The 18,799-nt window shown below is 41.6% G+C and carries 17 protein-coding genes and 1 pseudogene; 11 read left to right on the forward strand and 7 right to left on the reverse strand.

Going from position 1 to position 18,799, the window contains the following annotated elements:
* Positions 1 to 322: 322 nt before the first annotated feature.
* From kdpB to V7K46_RS27155, 5 genes are all read left to right on the forward strand, one after another.
* Complete coding sequence (kdpB, locus tag V7K46_RS27135) at positions 323 to 2,464, forward strand: potassium-transporting ATPase subunit KdpB (RefSeq protein WP_335118720.1); 2,142 nt, start codon at positions 323 to 325, stop codon at positions 2,462 to 2,464.
* 6 nt (positions 2,465 to 2,470) lie between these two features.
* Positions 2,471 to 2,740 carry a potassium-transporting ATPase subunit F gene (locus tag V7K46_RS27140; RefSeq protein WP_335118722.1) on the forward strand — a complete coding sequence of 90 codons (270 nt, stop codon included), beginning with the start codon at positions 2,471 to 2,473 and terminating at the stop codon, positions 2,738 to 2,740.
* Entirely contained in the window at positions 2,740 to 3,378 is a 639-nt protein-coding gene (gene kdpC, locus V7K46_RS27145) for a K(+)-transporting ATPase subunit C (RefSeq protein WP_335118725.1), read from the forward strand. Before V7K46_RS27140 ends, kdpC begins: the two co-directional genes overlap by 1 nt.
* 510 nt (positions 3,379 to 3,888) lie before the next feature.
* Entirely contained in the window at positions 3,889 to 4,287 is a 399-nt protein-coding gene (locus tag V7K46_RS27150) for a hypothetical protein (protein WP_335118727.1), read from the forward strand.
* A 466-nt stretch (positions 4,288 to 4,753) separates the two neighbouring features.
* Positions 4,754 to 6,526 carry an iron uptake porin gene (locus V7K46_RS27155; protein ID WP_335118729.1) on the forward strand — a complete coding sequence of 591 codons (1,773 nt, stop codon included), beginning with the start codon at positions 4,754 to 4,756 and terminating at the stop codon, positions 6,524 to 6,526.
* A 152-nt stretch (positions 6,527 to 6,678) separates the two neighbouring features.
* Here the strand turns inward: V7K46_RS27155 and V7K46_RS27160 are convergent, their stop codons facing one another.
* Positions 6,679 to 7,365 (reverse strand): hypothetical protein, encoded by a 687-nt coding sequence (locus V7K46_RS27160; protein WP_335118731.1) that lies wholly within the window; start codon positions 7,363 to 7,365, stop codon positions 6,679 to 6,681.
* Between the two features lie 241 nt (positions 7,366 to 7,606).
* Between V7K46_RS27160 and pip the strand changes: the two genes are divergently transcribed.
* Positions 7,607 to 8,554: a prolyl aminopeptidase gene (gene pip, locus V7K46_RS27165; protein ID WP_335118733.1), complete on the forward strand. Its 948-nt coding sequence runs from the start codon at positions 7,607 to 7,609 to the stop codon at positions 8,552 to 8,554.
* A 155-nt stretch (positions 8,555 to 8,709) separates the two neighbouring features.
* Here the strand turns inward: pip and V7K46_RS27170 are convergent, their stop codons facing one another.
* From V7K46_RS27170 to V7K46_RS27190, 5 genes and pseudogenes are all read right to left on the reverse strand, one after another.
* Positions 8,710 to 9,114: a VOC family protein gene (locus V7K46_RS27170; RefSeq protein ID WP_335118736.1), complete on the reverse strand. Its 405-nt coding sequence runs from the start codon at positions 9,112 to 9,114 to the stop codon at positions 8,710 to 8,712.
* 18 nt (positions 9,115 to 9,132) lie between these two features.
* A pseudogene (locus V7K46_RS27175) lies at positions 9,133 to 9,746 on the reverse strand (tRNA-(ms[2]io[6]A)-hydroxylase).
* Between the two features lie 170 nt (positions 9,747 to 9,916).
* Positions 9,917 to 11,812: a CheR family methyltransferase gene (locus tag V7K46_RS27180; RefSeq protein ID WP_335118738.1), complete on the reverse strand. Its 1,896-nt coding sequence runs from the start codon at positions 11,810 to 11,812 to the stop codon at positions 9,917 to 9,919.
* A 76-nt stretch (positions 11,813 to 11,888) separates the two neighbouring features.
* A complete protein-coding gene (locus tag V7K46_RS27185; protein ID WP_335118740.1) occupies positions 11,889 to 12,530 on the reverse strand; it encodes a chemotaxis protein CheB in 642 nt (213 codons plus the stop codon).
* A 108-nt stretch (positions 12,531 to 12,638) separates the two neighbouring features.
* The gene (locus V7K46_RS27190; RefSeq protein WP_335118742.1) at positions 12,639 to 13,544 is read right to left on the reverse strand and encodes a polyphosphate kinase 2 family protein; all 906 of its coding nucleotides are present in this window, start codon (positions 13,542 to 13,544) and stop codon (positions 12,639 to 12,641) included.
* Positions 13,545 to 13,942: 398 nt separating this feature from the next.
* On the opposite strand from V7K46_RS27190, the gene V7K46_RS27195 reads away from it, so the two are divergent.
* Positions 13,943 to 14,143 carry a type II toxin-antitoxin system HicB family antitoxin gene (locus V7K46_RS27195; RefSeq protein WP_229550098.1) on the forward strand — a complete coding sequence of 67 codons (201 nt, stop codon included), beginning with the start codon at positions 13,943 to 13,945 and terminating at the stop codon, positions 14,141 to 14,143.
* Positions 14,140 to 14,343: a type II toxin-antitoxin system HicA family toxin gene (locus V7K46_RS27200; RefSeq protein ID WP_335118816.1), complete on the forward strand. Its 204-nt coding sequence runs from the start codon at positions 14,140 to 14,142 to the stop codon at positions 14,341 to 14,343. Before V7K46_RS27195 ends, V7K46_RS27200 begins: the two co-directional genes overlap by 4 nt.
* Before the next feature lie 98 nt (positions 14,344 to 14,441).
* Here the strand turns inward: V7K46_RS27200 and V7K46_RS27205 are convergent, their stop codons facing one another.
* Positions 14,442 to 16,490 (reverse strand): elongation factor G, encoded by a 2,049-nt coding sequence (locus V7K46_RS27205; protein WP_335118746.1) that lies wholly within the window; start codon positions 16,488 to 16,490, stop codon positions 14,442 to 14,444.
* Between the two features lie 267 nt (positions 16,491 to 16,757).
* Between V7K46_RS27205 and V7K46_RS27210 the strand changes: the two genes are divergently transcribed.
* The 3 genes from V7K46_RS27210 (at position 16,758) to V7K46_RS27220 (ending at position 18,777) form a co-directional block, all read left to right on the forward strand.
* A complete protein-coding gene (locus tag V7K46_RS27210; protein ID WP_335118748.1) occupies positions 16,758 to 17,678 on the forward strand; it encodes a tetratricopeptide repeat protein in 921 nt (306 codons plus the stop codon).
* Between the two features lie 83 nt (positions 17,679 to 17,761).
* Positions 17,762 to 18,316: a phosphate-starvation-inducible PsiE family protein gene (locus tag V7K46_RS27215; RefSeq protein WP_335118750.1), complete on the forward strand. Its 555-nt coding sequence runs from the start codon at positions 17,762 to 17,764 to the stop codon at positions 18,314 to 18,316.
* A 215-nt stretch (positions 18,317 to 18,531) separates the two neighbouring features.
* A complete protein-coding gene (locus V7K46_RS27220; protein ID WP_335118752.1) occupies positions 18,532 to 18,777 on the forward strand; it encodes a hypothetical protein in 246 nt (81 codons plus the stop codon).
* Positions 18,778 to 18,799 lie beyond the last annotated feature (22 nt).

The following is an 18,799-nucleotide window of genomic DNA, read 5'->3' on the forward strand; positions in this document are numbered from 1 at the left end:
TTTTAACTCCGTCAATCAACCTTTTAACTCCGTTCATCCAGCTTTTAACTCCGTTCATCCAGCTTTTAACTCCGTCAATCAACCTTTTAACTTCGTCAATCAACCTTTTAACTTCGTCAATTCACCTTTTAACTCCGTCAATTCACCTTTTAACTCCGTCAATTCACCTTTTAACTCCGTCAATCAACCTTTTAACTCCGTCAATCAACCTTTTAACTCCGTCAATCAACCTTTTAACTCCGTCAATCAACCTTTTAACTCCGTCAATTCACCTTTTAACTCCGTTCATCCACTTCAAAGACTTATGCTCAAAATTTAATGTATGCCAATTACTACTGATTCTCCCTCCCCCCTTATTCCATCTGGAACTCGTGACTCGCGCAAGCACACCCCCAAAACAGATATGCGGGGGCTTTACCAGAGAGCAATTCGTGAGTCATTTGTCAAGCTCGATCCTCGAATTACTGTCAGAAATCCAGTTATGTTTGTTGTTTGGGTGGGGACAATTGTCACCTTCCTTGTTACCCTTAACCCAAATCTGTTTGGCACAATCCAGGCAGATATCAATCAACAACGCCTGTTAAACGGGTTGATTAGCTTTATTCTCTTTTTCACACTTGTTTTTGCCAACTTTGCCGAAGCCGTAGCTGAAGGACGCGGGAAAGCACAGGCTGATTCACTGCGCTCAACGCGATCGGATACGATCGCTAACAAAATCCTCCCCGATGGTTCTATACAACAAGTCAATTCTACGGAACTGCGACGGGGTGATTTGGTTAAGGTGATTGCAAATAATATGATTCCCGCCGATGGGGATGTAATTAAAGGCATTGGCTCAGTGGATGAGTCTGCGATTACTGGAGAATCTGCCCCTGTACTCAAGCAACCAGGTACAGATATTGCAAGTTCCGTGACAGGAGGTACACGCCTTCTCTCAGATGAGTTGACAATTCGCATTAGTGCTGATCCTGGTCAAGGCTTTATTGATCGGATGATTTCCCTGGTAGAAGGGGCAGAACGCAGCAAGACTCCCAACGAGATTGCTTTGACGGTATTGTTGGCAGTACTAACACAGGTTTTCTTGATTGTGGTGGCGACTATGCCTCCATTTGTTGGCTACATTGCCAGCTTTATCAGCGCTGCCTTTGGCGTTGAAGCAGGAAACAGCTTGCGTGCAGGTGCTAGCGTTGCTATTCTAATCTCGCTACTGGTAGCTTTAATTCCTACAACTATCGGTGGTTTGCTCAGTGCGATCGGCATCGCTGGTATGGATAGAGTTGCCCAATTTAATGTCATCGCTACTTCTGGTCGAGCAGTAGAAGCCTGTGGCGACATCAATACCTTGGTGCTGGATAAAACAGGCACTATTACCTTGGGTAATCGGATGGCTGATGAGTTTATTCCTCTGGATAATCACTCACTTGAAGATGTGGCGCGAGTCTCCCTAGCTGCTAGCTTGTTTGACGATACACCAGAGGGCAAGTCAATCGTGATATTGGCAGAAAAGTCCCAGGTTGCAGTAGACTTTAATATCGACAAAGCCGAAGGTGTGGAATTTTCAGCGAAAACCCGGATGAGTGGCACGAATCTACCTGATGGTAAACAAATTCGCAAAGGAGCGGTAGAGGCAATTAACGGATTTGTCCGTTCCCGTGGCGGCTATGTTCCTGATGATGTAGACGCAGCTTATGAGCGAGTTTCCCAGTTAGGCGGTACACCCTTAGCTGTTTGCCAAGATGACAAGATTTATGGGGTCATCTACCTCAAAGATATTGTCAAACCTGGTCTACGGGAACGGTTTGACCAACTCCGCCGCATGGGTGTTCGCACCGTTATGCTCACAGGTGACAATCGAATTACCGCTTCAGTAATTGCCGAAGAAGCTGGAGTTGATGATTTCATTGCCGAAGCGACTCCAGAAGACAAAATTGAGGTGATTCGCTCCGAACAATCTCAGGGTAAACTGGTGGCAATGACCGGGGATGGTACTAACGATGCACCTGCTTTGGCTCAAGCAAATGTGGGTGTGGCGATGAATTCGGGGACGCAAGCTGCCAAAGAAGCTGCTAACATGGTGGACTTAGACTCAGACCCCACAAAGTTAATTGACCTAGTAACCATAGGTAAACAGTTGCTGATTACTCGTGGCGCATTGACAACATTCTCGATCGCAAACGATATTGCCAAGTATTTTGCGATCATTCCCACTATCTTTGCAGCTGCTGGAATCGGCGCACTTAATATTATGGGATTAAAGAGTGCCCAATCTGCGATCGTCTCAGCGCTGATTTACAATGCCTTGATTATTCCGGCACTAATTCCGCTAGCACTCAAAGGGGTAAAGTTTTTACCTTTAACAGCAGATCAACTGCTACGCCGCAACATCTTCATCTATGGACTTGGCGGCATTATTGCTCCCTTCATTGCCATCAAACTGATAGATATTATTCTGCCGTTGTCTTAATTAACTATGAAACCTTCTCATATCCGACGCACTATCCCTGTATCCCAAGTAATTGAAGAAATAACTGAAATCTGGTGTCAATGGCGTAGACAAAAGCTGCCACTGTATTTGTTCTTGGCGATGTGTTTCAACCTAGTAGTTGCACCTTTGGTTTATGCAGCTACTGGTGAACAAGTTTCCCGCAGTCAATCTTGGGGATTGGGACTATTAGGACTGGTGACACTAGGGCTTTCCATCTACCTATTTTTTGTAATGTTTGTACCGGAGAAATTCTAATGAGTTTTGCACGTGAAGCTAGCAGAGCTGTTCGTTCTACCCTGGTACTCTGGGTTATTGGAGCGATTATTTATCCTTTTGCGATGATTGCCATTGGGCAGATTGTATTTCCCTTTCAAGCAAACGGTAGTCTACTGAAAAATAGTACAGGTGAAGTTGTAGGTTCTGCCTTGATTGGTCAACCTTTTAGTAGCGATCGCTATTTTAACAGCCGTCCCAGTACCACCAGCTACAGCACAGCCGACCCCAAAAAGGACGATGCGGGAGTTTTGAAAACTGGGGTTTCCGGCGCTAGTAATTTGGCTCCCAGTAATCCTGCATTGCTGGAACGCATTAAAGGTAAAGATGATCCCGAAAAGAGCAAAAAGATTGAAGGTGACCTGAATCGTCTAAAAACAGCAGGTGTACAGCCGACTGGTGATCTAGTCTACACCTCTGGTTCCAGCCTTGACCCTCACATTACCCCCGAAGCTGCGATCGCGCAAATTGCCAGAGTAGCCAAGGTGCGAGGAGTTCAGCCGAACCAAATACAAACTTTGATTTCTCAAAACACCGATGGTCGCTTTCTCGGCATCTTTGGCGAACCTGGAGTTAATGTTTTGAAGTTGAATTTAGCTCTGGATAAAATCAAGGTATAAAGGTATGAAAGTAGTTAAAAAAGCTATTTATTATCAGATTTAATTTTAAATATTATATCTCCGAATTATTCAATAAATCGGAGACATTATTTTTTATTAATTATTAGCAATGGTCATATATTAATACAGTTAAATTAAGATTTTCTCCTTTTCTATTATCTACGCTAGCCTGTCTTGAAAAGTCTGAGCAGCCGTTCCCGCCGCTCAGATTTTTCGCTGTGACAAACCACTAGATGTCTACGTAAAAAGTTTTTTTACCAAATATTATTAAATTTATAAAAAATATATCTCTAAATATATATGGTTTTAAGTATTTAATAAACATATTTTTATTTATTCCGGTATATATCAAATAGCTTAAAAATATATCAAAGATGAATAAAAAGTTTTATCTAATATTGGACAATGTTATTAGAGTTAAAAAATATTTTGTGTTCAAAAACAAAAGAGCTTTAGAGCCAAGCTTATTTGATTTTTTAATCCAAGGAAATAGCATTTAAGGCTTTAAATATGCACACTTCGGAGCTTTTAAGATTTTATTTATTCGCCCAAAAAAGTGTTAATCAATCCAGCTTGATTGAAGCTAACCCGGCTGGATTAACACATCATGACACAAAACCACATAACGGAGATATTCCATTTCTAGCAGTGATTTTGGCTCACCTTTGCTTCATAATTGTTTGCGGACTTGTCGTTAATATTGTTTCATACGTCTGCAAAGCAGTAGAAGATCCCCTAGAAAATGCAACACAAGATAAAGACGAAATAGTAAGCATTAAACATTTTTGGCAACATCCCTGTAAAAATTGCCGATTTTTTAACAACAACCATTTTTTAAACTGTGCAGTACACCCTTCCACTGTTCTAAGTAAACAAGCACTCAATTGCTCTGATTACAAACCTAAATAGGTGAGTTTATCGCCACGCTATGGCAATATGCGACTAGATGCATTAATTGAAACTAGCCCGCAATCTTTAATAGGCGATGAGATATGTCGAGGTAAACTGCTCAAATCAGAAACAGCGCGAAATCTAGCGAAATCCCAGCTTAACAATTCACGCATTCACGCATTCACGCATTAAAGACATTTTCAGACAGGGATTTAAACCCCGACGAAAACCGAGCGGAGTCGAAGCCACCGAATAGGACGAGCTACGTTTAGACGTAGGGGTGTTAAAAACCCTTTAATTTACAAGAAACCCTCTATTTGGCAAACAAGTCATTTGTAATACTTTACAATTTTTTGTAAACATTCTGTCAGTTATAGCTTAGTTCACAGCAATCTGATAAGATTTCCAACAAGTAGAATAACTGCTTGTTATCTTTTTCTTGAAGCCAGTGATTTCGGGTCTTTTTTGGGAAAGGAAAATAAAAATGTCTCATCTATTGTGGAAAACTCTGGTACTAAGTCCAGTAGTTTTGGGAGTGACGGTGTTGGTTTGTGCTAGGGCTATGGCTGCTGAAGTAGCAAGCTATTCTAAAGATATAAAGGCAAAAGTTACTCAGACAGAAGCACCAATAGCTTCTACTGCTTCAATATTCATTCAAACAGAGCAACCAAAAGTTAATCAGCAGTTGGTTGCCCAAAAGACTGATGATAATAAAGTTTTAGAAGAGGTTAACCGCTACAGCAGCGAAGGTAAGAACCAGAATTCACTGTCTCAAGTCACATCAGTTTCTCAGTTTTCTGATGTACAGCCGACTGACTGGGCATTCCAAGCTTTGCAATCCCTGGTTGAACGCTACGGTTGTATTGCTGGATACCCCAATAGCACTTACCGTGGCAACCGGGCATTAACCCGTTATGAGTTTGCCGCAGGTTTGAATGCTTGTCTAGATCGGGTTAATGAACTGATTGCGACAGCAACTGGTGACTTGGTGTCAAAACAAGATTTGGCGACCCTCCAGCGTTTGCAAGAAGAATTCTCGGCAGAACTGACAACTTTGCGTGGTCGAGTAGATACTGTAGAAGCACGGACTGCTGAACTAGAAGCTAATCAGTTTTCAACTACCACAAAATTGGTGGGTGAAGCTATTTTTGCCGTTAATGATATTTTTGGCGGAAACACTGGCGATGCTAACAATACTGTCTTCCAAGATAGGGTACGTTTAGACTTGCAAACCAGTTTTACTGGTAAAGATATTTTACACACCCGTCTTGCAGCTGGGAATGCATTAGCCTTTAATCAAGTGGATAATGCTGGTCTTCCTATTGATACTGCTGAAGGCACACAAACTTTTCAAATCGGCAGCACTGGTAACAACGGTGTGATTATAGACTGGCTAGCGTATTACGTACCCATAGGTCCAGTCCAAGCTTACTTTGCGGGCACGGGAGGTATTCATAGCGATTATGTTGCCACTAATAACCCTTACTTTGAGGACTATGATGGCGGTAATGGTGCTTTGTCTACCTTTGCTTCTGAAAGTGCCATCTATCGCATTGGTGGTGGTGCCGGTGCAGCACTGACTTTACCCTTTGGTAGCGGTGGCAGTTTTTTCAAAGCAAGTTCACTGACTATAGGCTACTTGGCGTCAAATGCTAATAATCCTGGGCCAAATCTAGGTTTGTTGGAGGGGAACTATGCAGCTCTTGGACAGTTGAACTTTAGTGTTGGCGATCGCTTTGCTATAGCTGCTACCTACGTTCACGGTTATCACGGTGCAGGTGGTAATTTATTTGATCTAGGTGGTGGTTTGGCTAGTACTAGCCGCGTAGTAGGCACTGCTCAAGCTAACACTCTAAGTGCCCTAAATGCATCTTCCAGTAATTCCTATGGTGTGTCGGCAGCCTTCAGACCCAGCGACAAACTGTCAATTAGTGGTTTCATTTCTTACCACGATGTTACAGGCTTCGGTGCAAATGATGATTTTCAAGCTTGGAGCTACGGTCTTGGCGTAGCCTTGCCTGACTTTGGTAAAAAGGGTAACGTTTTAGGCATTTTTGCTGGTGCAGAACCCTATGCCTTTAACCGACCAGGTTTTGCTGGGAATGATATACCTTATCACTTTGAAGGCTTTTACAAGTATCGCGTGTCAGATAATGTCTCAATCACCCCTGGTGTGATCTGGTTGACCTCTCCTGGTCAAAACAGCGATAACGACGATGCGTTTATCGGTACGCTGAGAACAACTTTCACCTTCTAAAGGTTTATAGCAATTTGCTGTAGGGGCGTACATCTGTGTGCCCCTGCGGTAATTTTAACCTCTAATTTTAATTAGACATCTAGTGAAATTAAATAAATATGCGTTATCCAGAACCTTTGTAGAGTAGTTCAATTAATTGAAAATAGCTATAATTACCATAGCTTCCACCAGGGACTTACTTCTTGAAATTGCGCTCCTGCAATGAATTCTTTACCACTCTCATTTACACAAAAGTAAACCCAATAACTCTTGCCGCCACTATAATTATTTGGGTCTATGACTATTTGTTCCAGTTTTATCCAACCGTCTTCATCAACACCATACCACTCTCTAAAATTTTGTTCGCTGAAATAACCACCAGTAATAGTACTAATAATATACATTCCGTGGTATAGCGTATAAGCAGCAAATTTGATAACTCTAATCTTTTCTGGAGATATATTTATTAATTTAGTTGAATAATAATTATTTCTTTTTTCATCTATTGCTTTTTCATGTACTACTTTTAAAAGTTTGTTTCCTCTCTTGAGATTTTCTGGAAGAATAATTTCTGATTTTATATTTTTTTCATTTTCAATATAATATATTCCTTGAGGAAGTGGGTAAAATATTAGTTCCCCATCTAATATTTCACCACTGGTATAAGCAATAATAAATGAACGTACATCATTTATATCAAATCTCTGTTTTGCACAAATTAATTCTGTACTATTAAAATTGAATATTTGTATCCATTCGGTAGGATTTGCTAAAGGATAACCAATAAAAACTTGAAAATTACGATTCTGTTTCAGATATATCCGCAAACGGAACGGGGCTGAATTAGAATAGTATGCCATTGAATTACTGTCCTCTACTATCAAGATTTAAATCCTGTACTTAAGATTCCCTTTTTTCTAAAAATACCTTTGCCAAAAACAGAGGTAGTCTAATTTTTGCCAGAAACAGCCCAAAAAAAAGCGCGGGAAAGAGTATTAGGCAAAACTTAGAACCCGCACCCAGGCGTTGACGTGAAGAGACTGAAGTTGTTTCACAAAGACAAGCGATCGCAATAACAAAATTACTGATAAAATGCCTAAAATGCGAGAACTTTACCCAGCGATCGAGCCTTACTTAGAAGGCAGTTTACAGGTTTCTGACCTTCATACTATTCATTTTGAAGAGTCAGGTAACCCGCAAGGTCAACCCATCGTTTTGCTGCATGGGGGACCTGGTGGTGGATGTCCAGCTTTTTATCGGCAATATTTCCACCCAGAAAAATGGCGGTTGGTGATGTTTGACCAGCGTGGTTGTGGTCAAAGTACGCCCCATGCTGAATTACGGGAAAACACTACTTGGGATTTAGTCAGTGATATCGAAAAACTGCGCCAACATTTAGGTATAGAAAAGTGGGCGGTCTTCGGTGGTAGTTGGGGTAGCACTTTATCATTAGCCTACAGTCAAACCCATCCCTCTCGATGTACGGCGTTAATTCTCCGTGGTATCTTCATGTTGAGGCAAAAAGAGTTGCAATGGTTCTACCAAGAGGGTGCTAGCTATATTTTTCCTGATGCTTGGGAAGAATATCTTAAACCAATTCCCATAGATGAACATGACGATCTGATCGCAGCATATTACAAGCAGTTGACTAGTCCAGATTTAGAAATTCAATTAGCAGCAGCGCGTGCTTGGTCAATTTGGGAAGCTAGTACCAGTAGACTTTTCTTTGACCCAGAACTTATGCAAAAGTTTGGCGAGAATGAATTTGCTTCAGCTTTCGCTCGCATTGAATGTCATTATTTTATGAATAAGGGATTTCTTGAAACAGAAGATCAATTACTTTTAAATGTAGACCGCATTCGCCATATTCCGGCTGTAATTGTTCAGGGGCGCTATGATGTAGTCTGCCCAATGATATCAGCTTGGGAATTACATCGCGCTTGGCCAGAAGCAGAATTTATAGTCGTTCCTGATGCTGGGCATTCGATGAGTGAACCAGGAATTTGTAGTGCCTTGATTGAAGCAACAGATAATATCGAGTTCTGTTGAATACTTAGCTTGGGGGATGGGGGAGTCCACCAAAGGAGGAATCTAAAATTTGTCGGGTGGGGCGGGCCGGAAAGTCCGCTTTTTGTTAGAGACGGGCTTTTTCGCCCAGCCCACAAGATTGGATAATTTCTTTCTGGGAAATCCCTAAGGTTCAGTTAACTGACAATTCCTAGATTGTTGTAGATTTCGATGAGATTGCCATCAGGATCGCGAAAATGAGCTGTGCGGATTCCCCAGCTTGGGCGATCTTGTGGTTGAGTTACAACTATCGCATTCTGATCTTTTACTTGCTTATAGACTTCATCCACATTATCAACTGCGAAAATCAAGACAATTTTATCTCGGTTGACAACATATGAAGGCTGTTCGATTCTTGGGACTACTTCAGCCATTAATTCTTTTTTGAACAAACCCAACTTGAGAGATCCAGTATTAAACTCAGCATATCCGCTATCTTCATCGCCCCAATCGACATCAAATTTCAGCAGATCCCGGTAGAACAGAAAAGAATCTTTGTAGTTGGAGACAAGCAGTCTCAGGTGTGTTAGCTGAAGCTTCATATCTGTTGGGTTAGTCTACTAACTGTGAATTCTAGGTTCTGGGTGCATCGCCAGCAACTCACTTTCGACAATTGCTAATTCATCAAGCCGTTGCATGACAATTTCTTTGTCGAAGTAAGTAGCAGCTAAAACCCAATATATACCGTAGTGATGCGCTTCGGATACCATTAACTCCAGATAAAATTTTGCTAATTCTGGCTTTGGACAATGAGTAGCTAATAGTCTCAGGCGTTCGTGAGAGCAAGCTTCAATTAAACCAATGACTAGCAAGGAATCCAGAAATCGCTCAGGTTCTTGAGGGCAGACAGTAGCTTTTAAAAGAGCGCCGTAGGGAGGTGGTGCTAAAGGAGCCAGGGGAATATTTCGGCGTTCTAACCATTGGTTAATTAGCTCAAAGTGTTTTAGTTATTCGCGGGCGATCGCAGTTAGTACCCGAACCATTTTAGTATTGGAAGGGTAGCGAAACATCAAGTTCAAGGCTACGCTTGCTGCTTTGGGTTCACAGTGGGAGTGGTCGAGTAAGATGATGTCTAAGTTAGTGTAGGCGTAGCCCACCGCAGGCATCGCTTATTCAACCCAAGCAGAACTAGGGGCTGGTTCAGGGCGTTGATAGTCGGTAACTGAGTAAGCAGATCACAAAATTCCAGAATTTTAATTTAGCTAAATAGCCCAGCAAATTGATTTTACAGCTATTTTTTGGTAAATAAACTTGTGCTTTTGGGGTACAGCAATGTTCCCGATAACAGACGTGGTTCAAATAAATGAAAACTGCTGTAATGGCGGATGGGGTAATTTGTTACTTTTATTCCTGCTGCTGCCGTTTCTCGATTTCTTGAGTAGAAATCATACTATTGACTCTCTCTATATCTGCCATCATCAAAACTGCTCCTTGCATTGAAATATCAAGCAGCGGAGTGATTGCCAGGTAACATTTTATTTGCCTACCCCGACGATTGGTAGCATTGAGGATTATTTCTTGAAACTGCTTTTTCCCAGATACGGACTCACGGATGGGCGATCGCAACTGCTCAATGGGTAGCCCAGTGTCTAGGCTGAAGATAGACTTTCCTAGTACTTCATCAGTCCGCAGGCCCCATAAATCTTCTACCATGTAATTCCAAATTAAGATGTTAAAGTTGCTATCAATTACTACTATTCCAGTTTGGAGACTTTTAAGAATAGAAATGAAAAAAATATTTGTGCGATTGAGTTCTGCGGTGCGCTCACTCAGTTCGTTATTAATTGTCTGTAATTCTTCATTACTAGATTGGAGTTCTTCATTCATCGTCTCCAATTCTTCATTAGTGGATTTTAATTCTTCGTTGGTAGTTTCTAATTCTTCATTGGTGGATTGTAATTCTTCGTTGGTAGTTTCTAATTCTTCATTAGTGGATTGTAATTCTTCGTTGGTAGTTTCTAAATCCTGTTGCGAGCGTTGCAGTGCCTCTTGGAGTTGAATGTAAGGGGTGACATCATGAAAGGTGATACTGACACCTAAGAAGCTGGTGTTTGTTTCTTGCAAAGGCGTAATCTGCACATCCAGATATTGGGTTTCTGTGTTGGACAAATAGCGCTCTACATTTGTCAGGGTGATCGGGCGGCGTTCGGCATAAGCCTGTTCAATAAGCGATCGCAACTCAACTGGTCGATAGGAAAGTTCTAGATCCTGGAAGGGACGAGCTAAATCTCTGGAGGAAAGGGCAAACAAAGTCCGCGCCTGCTCGTTTACCAGTATTATAATGCCATTGTTATCAATGACTACTTGGGCGATTGGTGATGTGTCAAAACCCATGTCTCGCAGTTGGAGATGTCGAGACAAACGGCTGCTAGATTCGTCATCTACTGAATTTCCCATCCCTAAAAGGCGATCGCGTACATTCACCGACAATACCTTAGTAAATATCCGGTTTTTTAAGTCTAATGGGGTGAACAGCCTTGAATGCATGGATAGCATCTCTGCTTTCCCCAAAAACAAATAGCCAGTATCATTGAGTGCAAAATGAAATCGGGCCAGAATTCGCCCCTGAGTCTCAGAATTAAAATACATCATGGTATTGCGACTAACCAACAAATCTAAGTGCGAAATTGGCGCATCCTCAAGTAGATCGTGGTGTCCAAAAATCACTGAGCGGCGCAAGTCTGAGCGGAAGACATACCAGTTACCGAGAATCTCAAAGTATTTTTGCCGCAGTTCATCTGGCACCGCCTGGATATCTTTTGCTGAATACATAGCTTGGCGAGCCTGGTTGAGAGCCTCTTCATCTACATCTGTGGCGTAGATTTTCACTCGTTGGCGAAATTCCTCTATTCCCAACATTTCAGCCATTGACATTGCTAGGGTATAAGCTTCTTCCCCAGAGGCACAGCCAGCACTCCAGATGCGAATTTGGTCAGAACTTTTTCTATTTTTAATCAGATTAGGCAGTATTTGCTCTGCTAGATATTCCCAAGCTGATGAATCTCGAAAAAAAGCGGTGACGTTAATTAGGATAGTGTTGAAGAGATGATTCAACTCGTCTGGATAAACTTCTAGGTAGTCTAGATAATCTTCAAAGCTCTCTATGCTCAATGAGTGCATCCGCTTGCGTACCCGACGGACCAAAGTCGAGCGCTTATAACCTGTGAAATCAAATCCCCGGCTTTGTCTGAGATAAATCAGTAGATTTTCAAATTTAAGGTCTCTTTCTGCGGAAGTCATAAGGCAGGCGCAAGGGGGGCAGAGGAGTGGAGTTCTGAACTGCGTCCTTTGAGTATCAAAGACTCGTTAACGCATTCTATTCATTTCGAGTGAACGAATCGCACCCCATGACCAAAGTCACCAAGGTGCTAGAGATTTCATTCAGGGGGAGAATAAAATCTACTTTGCCAGTTTCAATCGCAGCTGAGGGCATCCCGGAAAATTCGGCGGTTTTTACGTCTTGGACAATCACAGTACCGCCCATTTTTTTAATTGCCTCTACCCCAATCGTGCCATCACTACCCGTTCCAGTTAGCACAAGGGCGATCGCTCTATTTTTGTAAGTGGCTGCAACCGATTCAAATAACAAGTCAGCCGAAGGACGTAAATGATGTACTGATTCCGACTGTGATAAGGAAAGCGTGCCGTCACCGTTAACCAACAAGTGATGATCGGGTGCAGCAATGTAAGCCGTTCCTGGGGTAAGAATATCTCCCTCCTCTGCTTGTTTGACGCTAATAACGGTGCGCCGACTGACAATTTCTGCCATGAGCGACGGATATTGCGGGGCAAGGTGTTGCACAATGGCGATCGCAGCTCTAAATTCTGCTGGTAAAGTCGATAGCACTTCAATTAAAGCAGTCAGACCGCCTGCTGAAGCTGCGATCGTTAGAATATCAAAAGCAGCATTAGTAAAGTAAGGTGGATGATTCTTGGCATTTTCCGCGATTTTAATCATGATTTTTAGGCTCTTACTATCAACCAAACTTATTAGTTACAGAGAAAATAAATTTCTCATTTTTCATATTCAATTGAATTAATTCTACAATGTAGTATTTGAAATAATTTACTTTTTTTTCTCTTTCTCTACTGATTTCATAGGTTCATCTTCCTGCTCTAGAATGCGTTTTGCTTCTAAAAGCTGCTGCCTATGTTCCTTACTCACTGTTGGGTATTGCAGATTTAGTTGTTCTAATTTTGTGCAGATAATATTAGCGACTACCAGCCGGGTAAACCATTTGCGATCGGCAGGAATAATATACCATGGAGCCGATTTCGTACTAGTGTGATTGAAAACTTCTTCGTAAGCATTCATATAATCATCCCAAAAAACTCGTTCTCGGACATCGCTATCTGAAAACTTCCAATTTTTTTCAGGAGTATCAATCCGTTGTAAAAAACGTTTTTTCTGCTCTGATTTAGAAACATTGAGAAAAAACTTCAAGATGATTACACCATTGTCTACCAAATATTTTTCCAAACCATTAATTTCTTCAAAGCGTTGTTTCCATATCTTATTTCCCTCAGGTAAGTAAGGAAGTTGTTGCTTTTTCAAGATTTCTGGATGGACACGAGCTACTAGCACTTCTTCATAGTATGAACGGTTGAATATCCCAATTCGACCTCTTTCTGGCAAAGCCTTAGTTGTTCGCCACAGGTAGTCATGGTCTAATTCTTCCGCACTGGGAGCCTTGAAACTAAACACCTGAAATCCTTGCGGGTTAACACCAGATGTCACATGTTTAATTGTGCTATCTTTACCAGCAGCATCCATTGCTTGAAAAATAATTAATAAGGCATAAGTGTTTTGAGCGTAGAGAATATTTTGGTAATTTGCTAGTCGTTCAATATCTGCTTGTAATTTGATTGCAGCTTCAGCTTTTTGATTAAAATCAGTCTTATAAGCTGGGTCATAGTTTTTTTTTAGAGAAATCTTTGAACCAGGTGGAACAATGAAAGCATCGTAATTCATATATAATAAAATTTCCTGACAGCTACTTATACCCAAGCATATTATGAAGTATTAATTTCTGACAATTATTATTTCTTAATTCAAGAAGAATTTTAATTTAAAATACTAGGCTTTAGGCACTGTACAAATTAATTATGGTATGAGTTTACCATGCATAGGTCGTTTCAGGCTTTTATTAATCATTCTTTGATAATAAATAGACCCGCACTTTCGGGGCACAGAAAAAGCTCATGCGTGTCAACTTAAGCTGAAAGCCAGTAAGCGAAAAAACTTTTAGAGGTTGTCTTGTGGAAGGAACCAACGCTGAGAGTGAGCGATGCCTACGGCGGACAAAGCCTACGCAACTCTTAAATGTAGTTACGCTAAGATATACAACACGACACTGCAACAGATTTATCATGAAAATCAAAGCTGTTATCTGGCAAGAAGATGATGTGTGGTGTGCTTCAGTACCAGCCCTACCAGGGTGTCACACATGGGGAGAAAGCTACGAACACTTGTTAGAAATGCTTAAAGATGCAATTCAGGGTTGGCTTGAAGTTGCTAGCCAGCAGGAAGAACTTGAACCTGATCAACAGTTGATTGAAATATCTCTATAAAATCTGTTTCTGGTAAAGCCTTATGTAAAATTCTTGAACGGTATGGCTGGAACCTGAAACGGATTACTGGCAGTCATCATATTTATGTCAACAAAGGGATCATTCTCTCTATTCCTGTTCATGGCAATCGCGATTTACCTATTGGAACACTGAAAGGACTGCTGAAGGATGCAGGTCTTACTGAAGAAGATATAGACTGACAACGATTTATTAGACTTTAGTTATTAGCCCGAAACTTAAAGTTCCGGGCTAGTGTTGATTTTAGATGAATCCAAAATCTGAAATCCAAAATCCAAAATTACTTGCCGTTGCCGTTAGCACTATTACCATTGCTGTGAATCACACGCTCGGCGAGTTTTTCTGGCACTTCCTGGAGATGGTCATATTCCCAGTGGAAGGAACCAACGCCTAAGGTGAGCGATCGCAGCTCTACAATAAAGTTTTGCATCTCTGCTTGTGGCAAGTATGCAGAGACATTATCCCAGCCTTGCCAATCGTTTCTCCCCTCATAGCCTAAAATTTGCCCCCGTCTACCACTCAACAGTTGCAGCACTTTGGAGGTAAATTCGCTAGGTGTGGTAACATCCACCCGCAGAATTGGTTCTAACAGCGTAGGTTCCGCTTGGGGTATCCCCGTTTGCATTGCCAATCGGGCAGCTTGCTTAAAAGCTTGTTCGGAACTATCAACGTTGTGGTATGAACCATTAGTCAGAGTTACCGCCAAATCGACTATTGGGAAGCCCAAAGGCCCATGTGTCAAAAATTCCCGCACGCCCATTTCTACTCCAGGAATGTACTGTTTGGGAACCACGCCGCCGACAATAGTTTCATTAAAGTTGAAACCTGTACCGCGTGGTAAAGGCTTAATTTCCAGAAAAACATCACCAAACTGTCCGTGACCACCGCTTTGGTGCTTGTAGCGCCCATGAACTGAAGCTACCGTTTTGCGGATGGTTTCTTTGTAAGGCACTTGCGGCAAGTGGGTTGTCATCGGCAAGTTATATTTGCGGCGCAGTCTGTCTAGGGTGACTTGCAAATGAATCTCACCTTGACCCCACAAGATTACTTCGTGAGTATCGCCGTGTTGTTCCCAAGCAAGTGAGCAGTCTTCTTCCAATAACTTGGTAATGGCACCACTGAGTTTAACTTCATCGTTGCGCTTTTCTGGTGTGATAGCCAGAGCATACACTGGTTCCAACTGTACAGCTTTGGGTAATTCTATTGCAGACTGCTGTTCTATAGAGATTGTATCCCCTGTCTTGATTCCTTCTAAACGGCTCAATGCGACAATTTCACCAGCACTAACTTGGTTAACAAACTGCTGTTGTTGTCCCATGAGGCGGTAAATTCCACCAGTCCGAATGCCATTGAGGACAATACCATCAGTTAATTTGCCCCGCCAAACACGCACCAGAGAGAGTTTGCCACCTTGGGGAGTGTAGTAAGTTTTTAATACCTGTGCTAAGGCTGTATCACCTTTTAAGTTTTTTAAGCGACGTTCTGCTGTGGTTTCTGGTTCGGGGGCTTCCCGTAACAAGGCTTCTAATAGAGGTCTAACACCATAATCTTGTTCTGCTACACCAAAGAAAACGGGCACTACCAAATCTGCCCCTAATTCCATTTTTAAATCTTTGAGGATTTCCTCCTGGGGTGGCTCGATGTCTTCTAAAAGTTCTTCGAGTAAATGGTCGTCAAAATTTGCTAGGGCTTCGAGCATTTCTGCTCGTGCTATATGTTCTTCTTCTTTTAAGCTTTCGGGAAAGGGGATGGGATCAGCAGGTGCGCCTGGATGATATTGATATGCCTGTTCACTCACCATATCAATAAAGCCGATGAGTTGTTCCCCGTTCATGATCGGATATTGATGCGCTACCAAAGGACGGCTAGATACTGCTTTGAGGGCGTGCAATGTTTCCAAAACGTGAATATTTGCCCGATCCATTTTGTTAACAAAGACAAGGTGGGGAATTTCCCAATCGTCTAGGAATTTAAATAGAGGGGCAAGGGTGAGGACTCGTTCGCGTATGGGTTCGCAAACTACAATTGCCGCATCCACTCCGATTAAAGCATTGTACGTTTCTTGGGCAAATTCTACACTTCCCGGACAGTCAATAAAAGTGAAGCGAATACCGCTATACTCAGTGCTAGCGGCGCTGACTTCTACACTCATGTGGCGATCGCGCGACTCGGCAGCACAATCTCCCACTGTATTGCTGTCTTTAATACTCCCTTTGCGGGAAATTGCCCCTGTGACAAATAACAAGCTTTCTAGTAAAGTGGTTTTTCCACTTAAATAAGGCCCGACAATTGCAACATTCCGCGAACCCGATTTTACTTTTTCGTTCATAAAACTCCCCTTGCGGTAAGTCTTTCCTAACCGCATTATTCTGCTGTATATATCAGGGATAAAAAATGGTTCTCTGGAGTCAAAATTACCCCTTCTTTAATTTATTATTATCCTTCTTTTAATCGAAACTTCAAAAAATTGTAGTCTGTCGTAAGATTTAGCTTAAGAAAAATTAATTATCACAAATTTTCATGGCAAATTAAAAATATTTGTAAAAAACTTCTGATGAAGTAAATTTAACTGAAAGTGTTGCAAGTTAGGAAATCAATGGGATTATCATTATCTAAATATCGCATAGTAGGGTTAGTAAGTTTGATACTGGTTGTTAGCATTCCTTCCCCTTCTCTTTCTTTATCTCCTCCTGTCCCCTCAAAGCTGGTACAATCTAATGGTAAAACTGCCATAGACTGGTTAAACCAAGGTTTACAGGCAATTCAGGCGGGAAGGGTACAAGATGCGATCGCCGCCTTTAAACAAGCAGCCCAATTAGATCCGACATTAGCACCAGCGCACTATAATTTAGGGCTAGCATTCCGACAAACGGGACAATTACAACCCTCTGCGGATGCATTTTATCGAGCGACGCAAGCCGATCCCAAATTTGCTCCAGCTTTTGCTAATTTAGGTGGTGCGTTGTTAGAAGGGAATAATTTAAAGTTAGCTAACGATTATTTGCAACGCGCCTTAGAACTTGATCCCAAACTAGGATTTGCCCACTATAACTTGGGGTTGGTACGAGAACAGCAACGAGATTGTGAGCGAGCGATCGCATCTTTTAGAAAAGCCATAGAATATAGCAAAAATGCACCAGAGCCTCCTTATCATATAGGGATGTGTTATCTCCAAGAAGGTAAACTCGATCAAGCCAAAGATGCCTTTCGTCAAGCAGTAAAAATTAATCCGAAGTATCCTGAAGCTTACTACAATCTCGGCTCAATTTGGTTTCAACAACGTAAATCACAAGAGGCATTAGAAGCTTTTAGAAAATCAGCCGAAGCTAATTCCAACTATCCCAACGCTTATTATGGTGCAGGGTTAGTTTTTATGCAGCTACAGCAATATGGAAATGCAGTACAAGTATTCCAATTTGCCAGAGATTTATACAATGCTCAGAAAAATCCTCAATGGACGAAAAATGCCGAGCAATTGTTGCAACAGGCACAAAATTTAAATTACCAACCTCGCTGAGGCGCAAAAGCTTAATATTGCATAACATAAAACTATTGGGTTGACTCGCTGGTGTTGTCTTAACTTGTCCCGATTGGAATGAAATGTACATGCAAAAGCGCCTGAAGAGTCGATTTTTATTTAGTGATCGCTGGCTTGATCGGCACTCAATTGTTCGCAATATGGAAGCCTTCCAAGACTTAATTGTGATTGTCTTGTGTTTGGCTTTGTTTGCCGTCATGCTGATGCAATTGTGGGGGTTATTTATCGCCATTACGCAGCAACTGGATTATAAACATGTGACTGCAAAAATCCTATTTGTGTTGATTTTAGTCGAGTTATTTCGACTGTTAATGGTCTACTTGCAAGAACATAGTATCTCTGTAGGGGTAGCAGTTGAGGTAACAATTGTATCTCTCCTGCGAGAAGTAGTAGTTCAGGGAGCGCTGGAAATTTCTTGGGTTAATACAGCTGCAATTTGTGGTTTGTTGTTTGTTTTGGGTGGACTACTTGTAGTCTGTGCTAAGACACCACACATGGATTGTATGAGCGCTAACACTAAATTGTGCCCGATTGTGCATAGAGGAGATAGGGAACGGCAAAATGAGTTGGAATTGCAGTATTCACGTCAATGTGATGAAAATCAACCTCTTGGATAAACTTCTATGAAATTAGGAAGTGAGGAGTGGGAGAGCAGGGAGAAAGAGTTGAAACCATATCGGTTTCTTTGACGGCTGTTAAGCCAAAAGTATTAGTACCTAACTTACCCTCATAAGGTACTTCCGACGTATTCAACTATACTCATTTTGGGAGATGAATTGCTCTTGAAGGCTGAGTATAAAGTTAATTAGAAATTCTAAAAGAGGGTCAAGCAATGATTACAAATACAGGTAACGGACAGTCTCAAGAACCAATTAGCAACTTGGAGTATGATTTTATTACCGTTTTGCAAAACAAGGCTGAAGCCGTTAAAGCTTACGATATTTACATCAAAGATGCAGAGCAAGCAGGTTCTCAGCCTTGTGTAGAGTTATTCCAAAAATTGCGGCAATCTGATATTGAACACGCACAAGAGATTCGCCAACATCTACAACAAGTGATGCAACACGGTAAGATGTAACCCAGGTGTTTAACTGCGACGC

Origin of the sequence: Nostoc sp. (assembly GCF_036917395.1) — a bacterium.
Taxonomy (GTDB): domain Bacteria; phylum Cyanobacteriota; class Cyanobacteriia; order Cyanobacteriales; family Nostocaceae; genus Nostoc.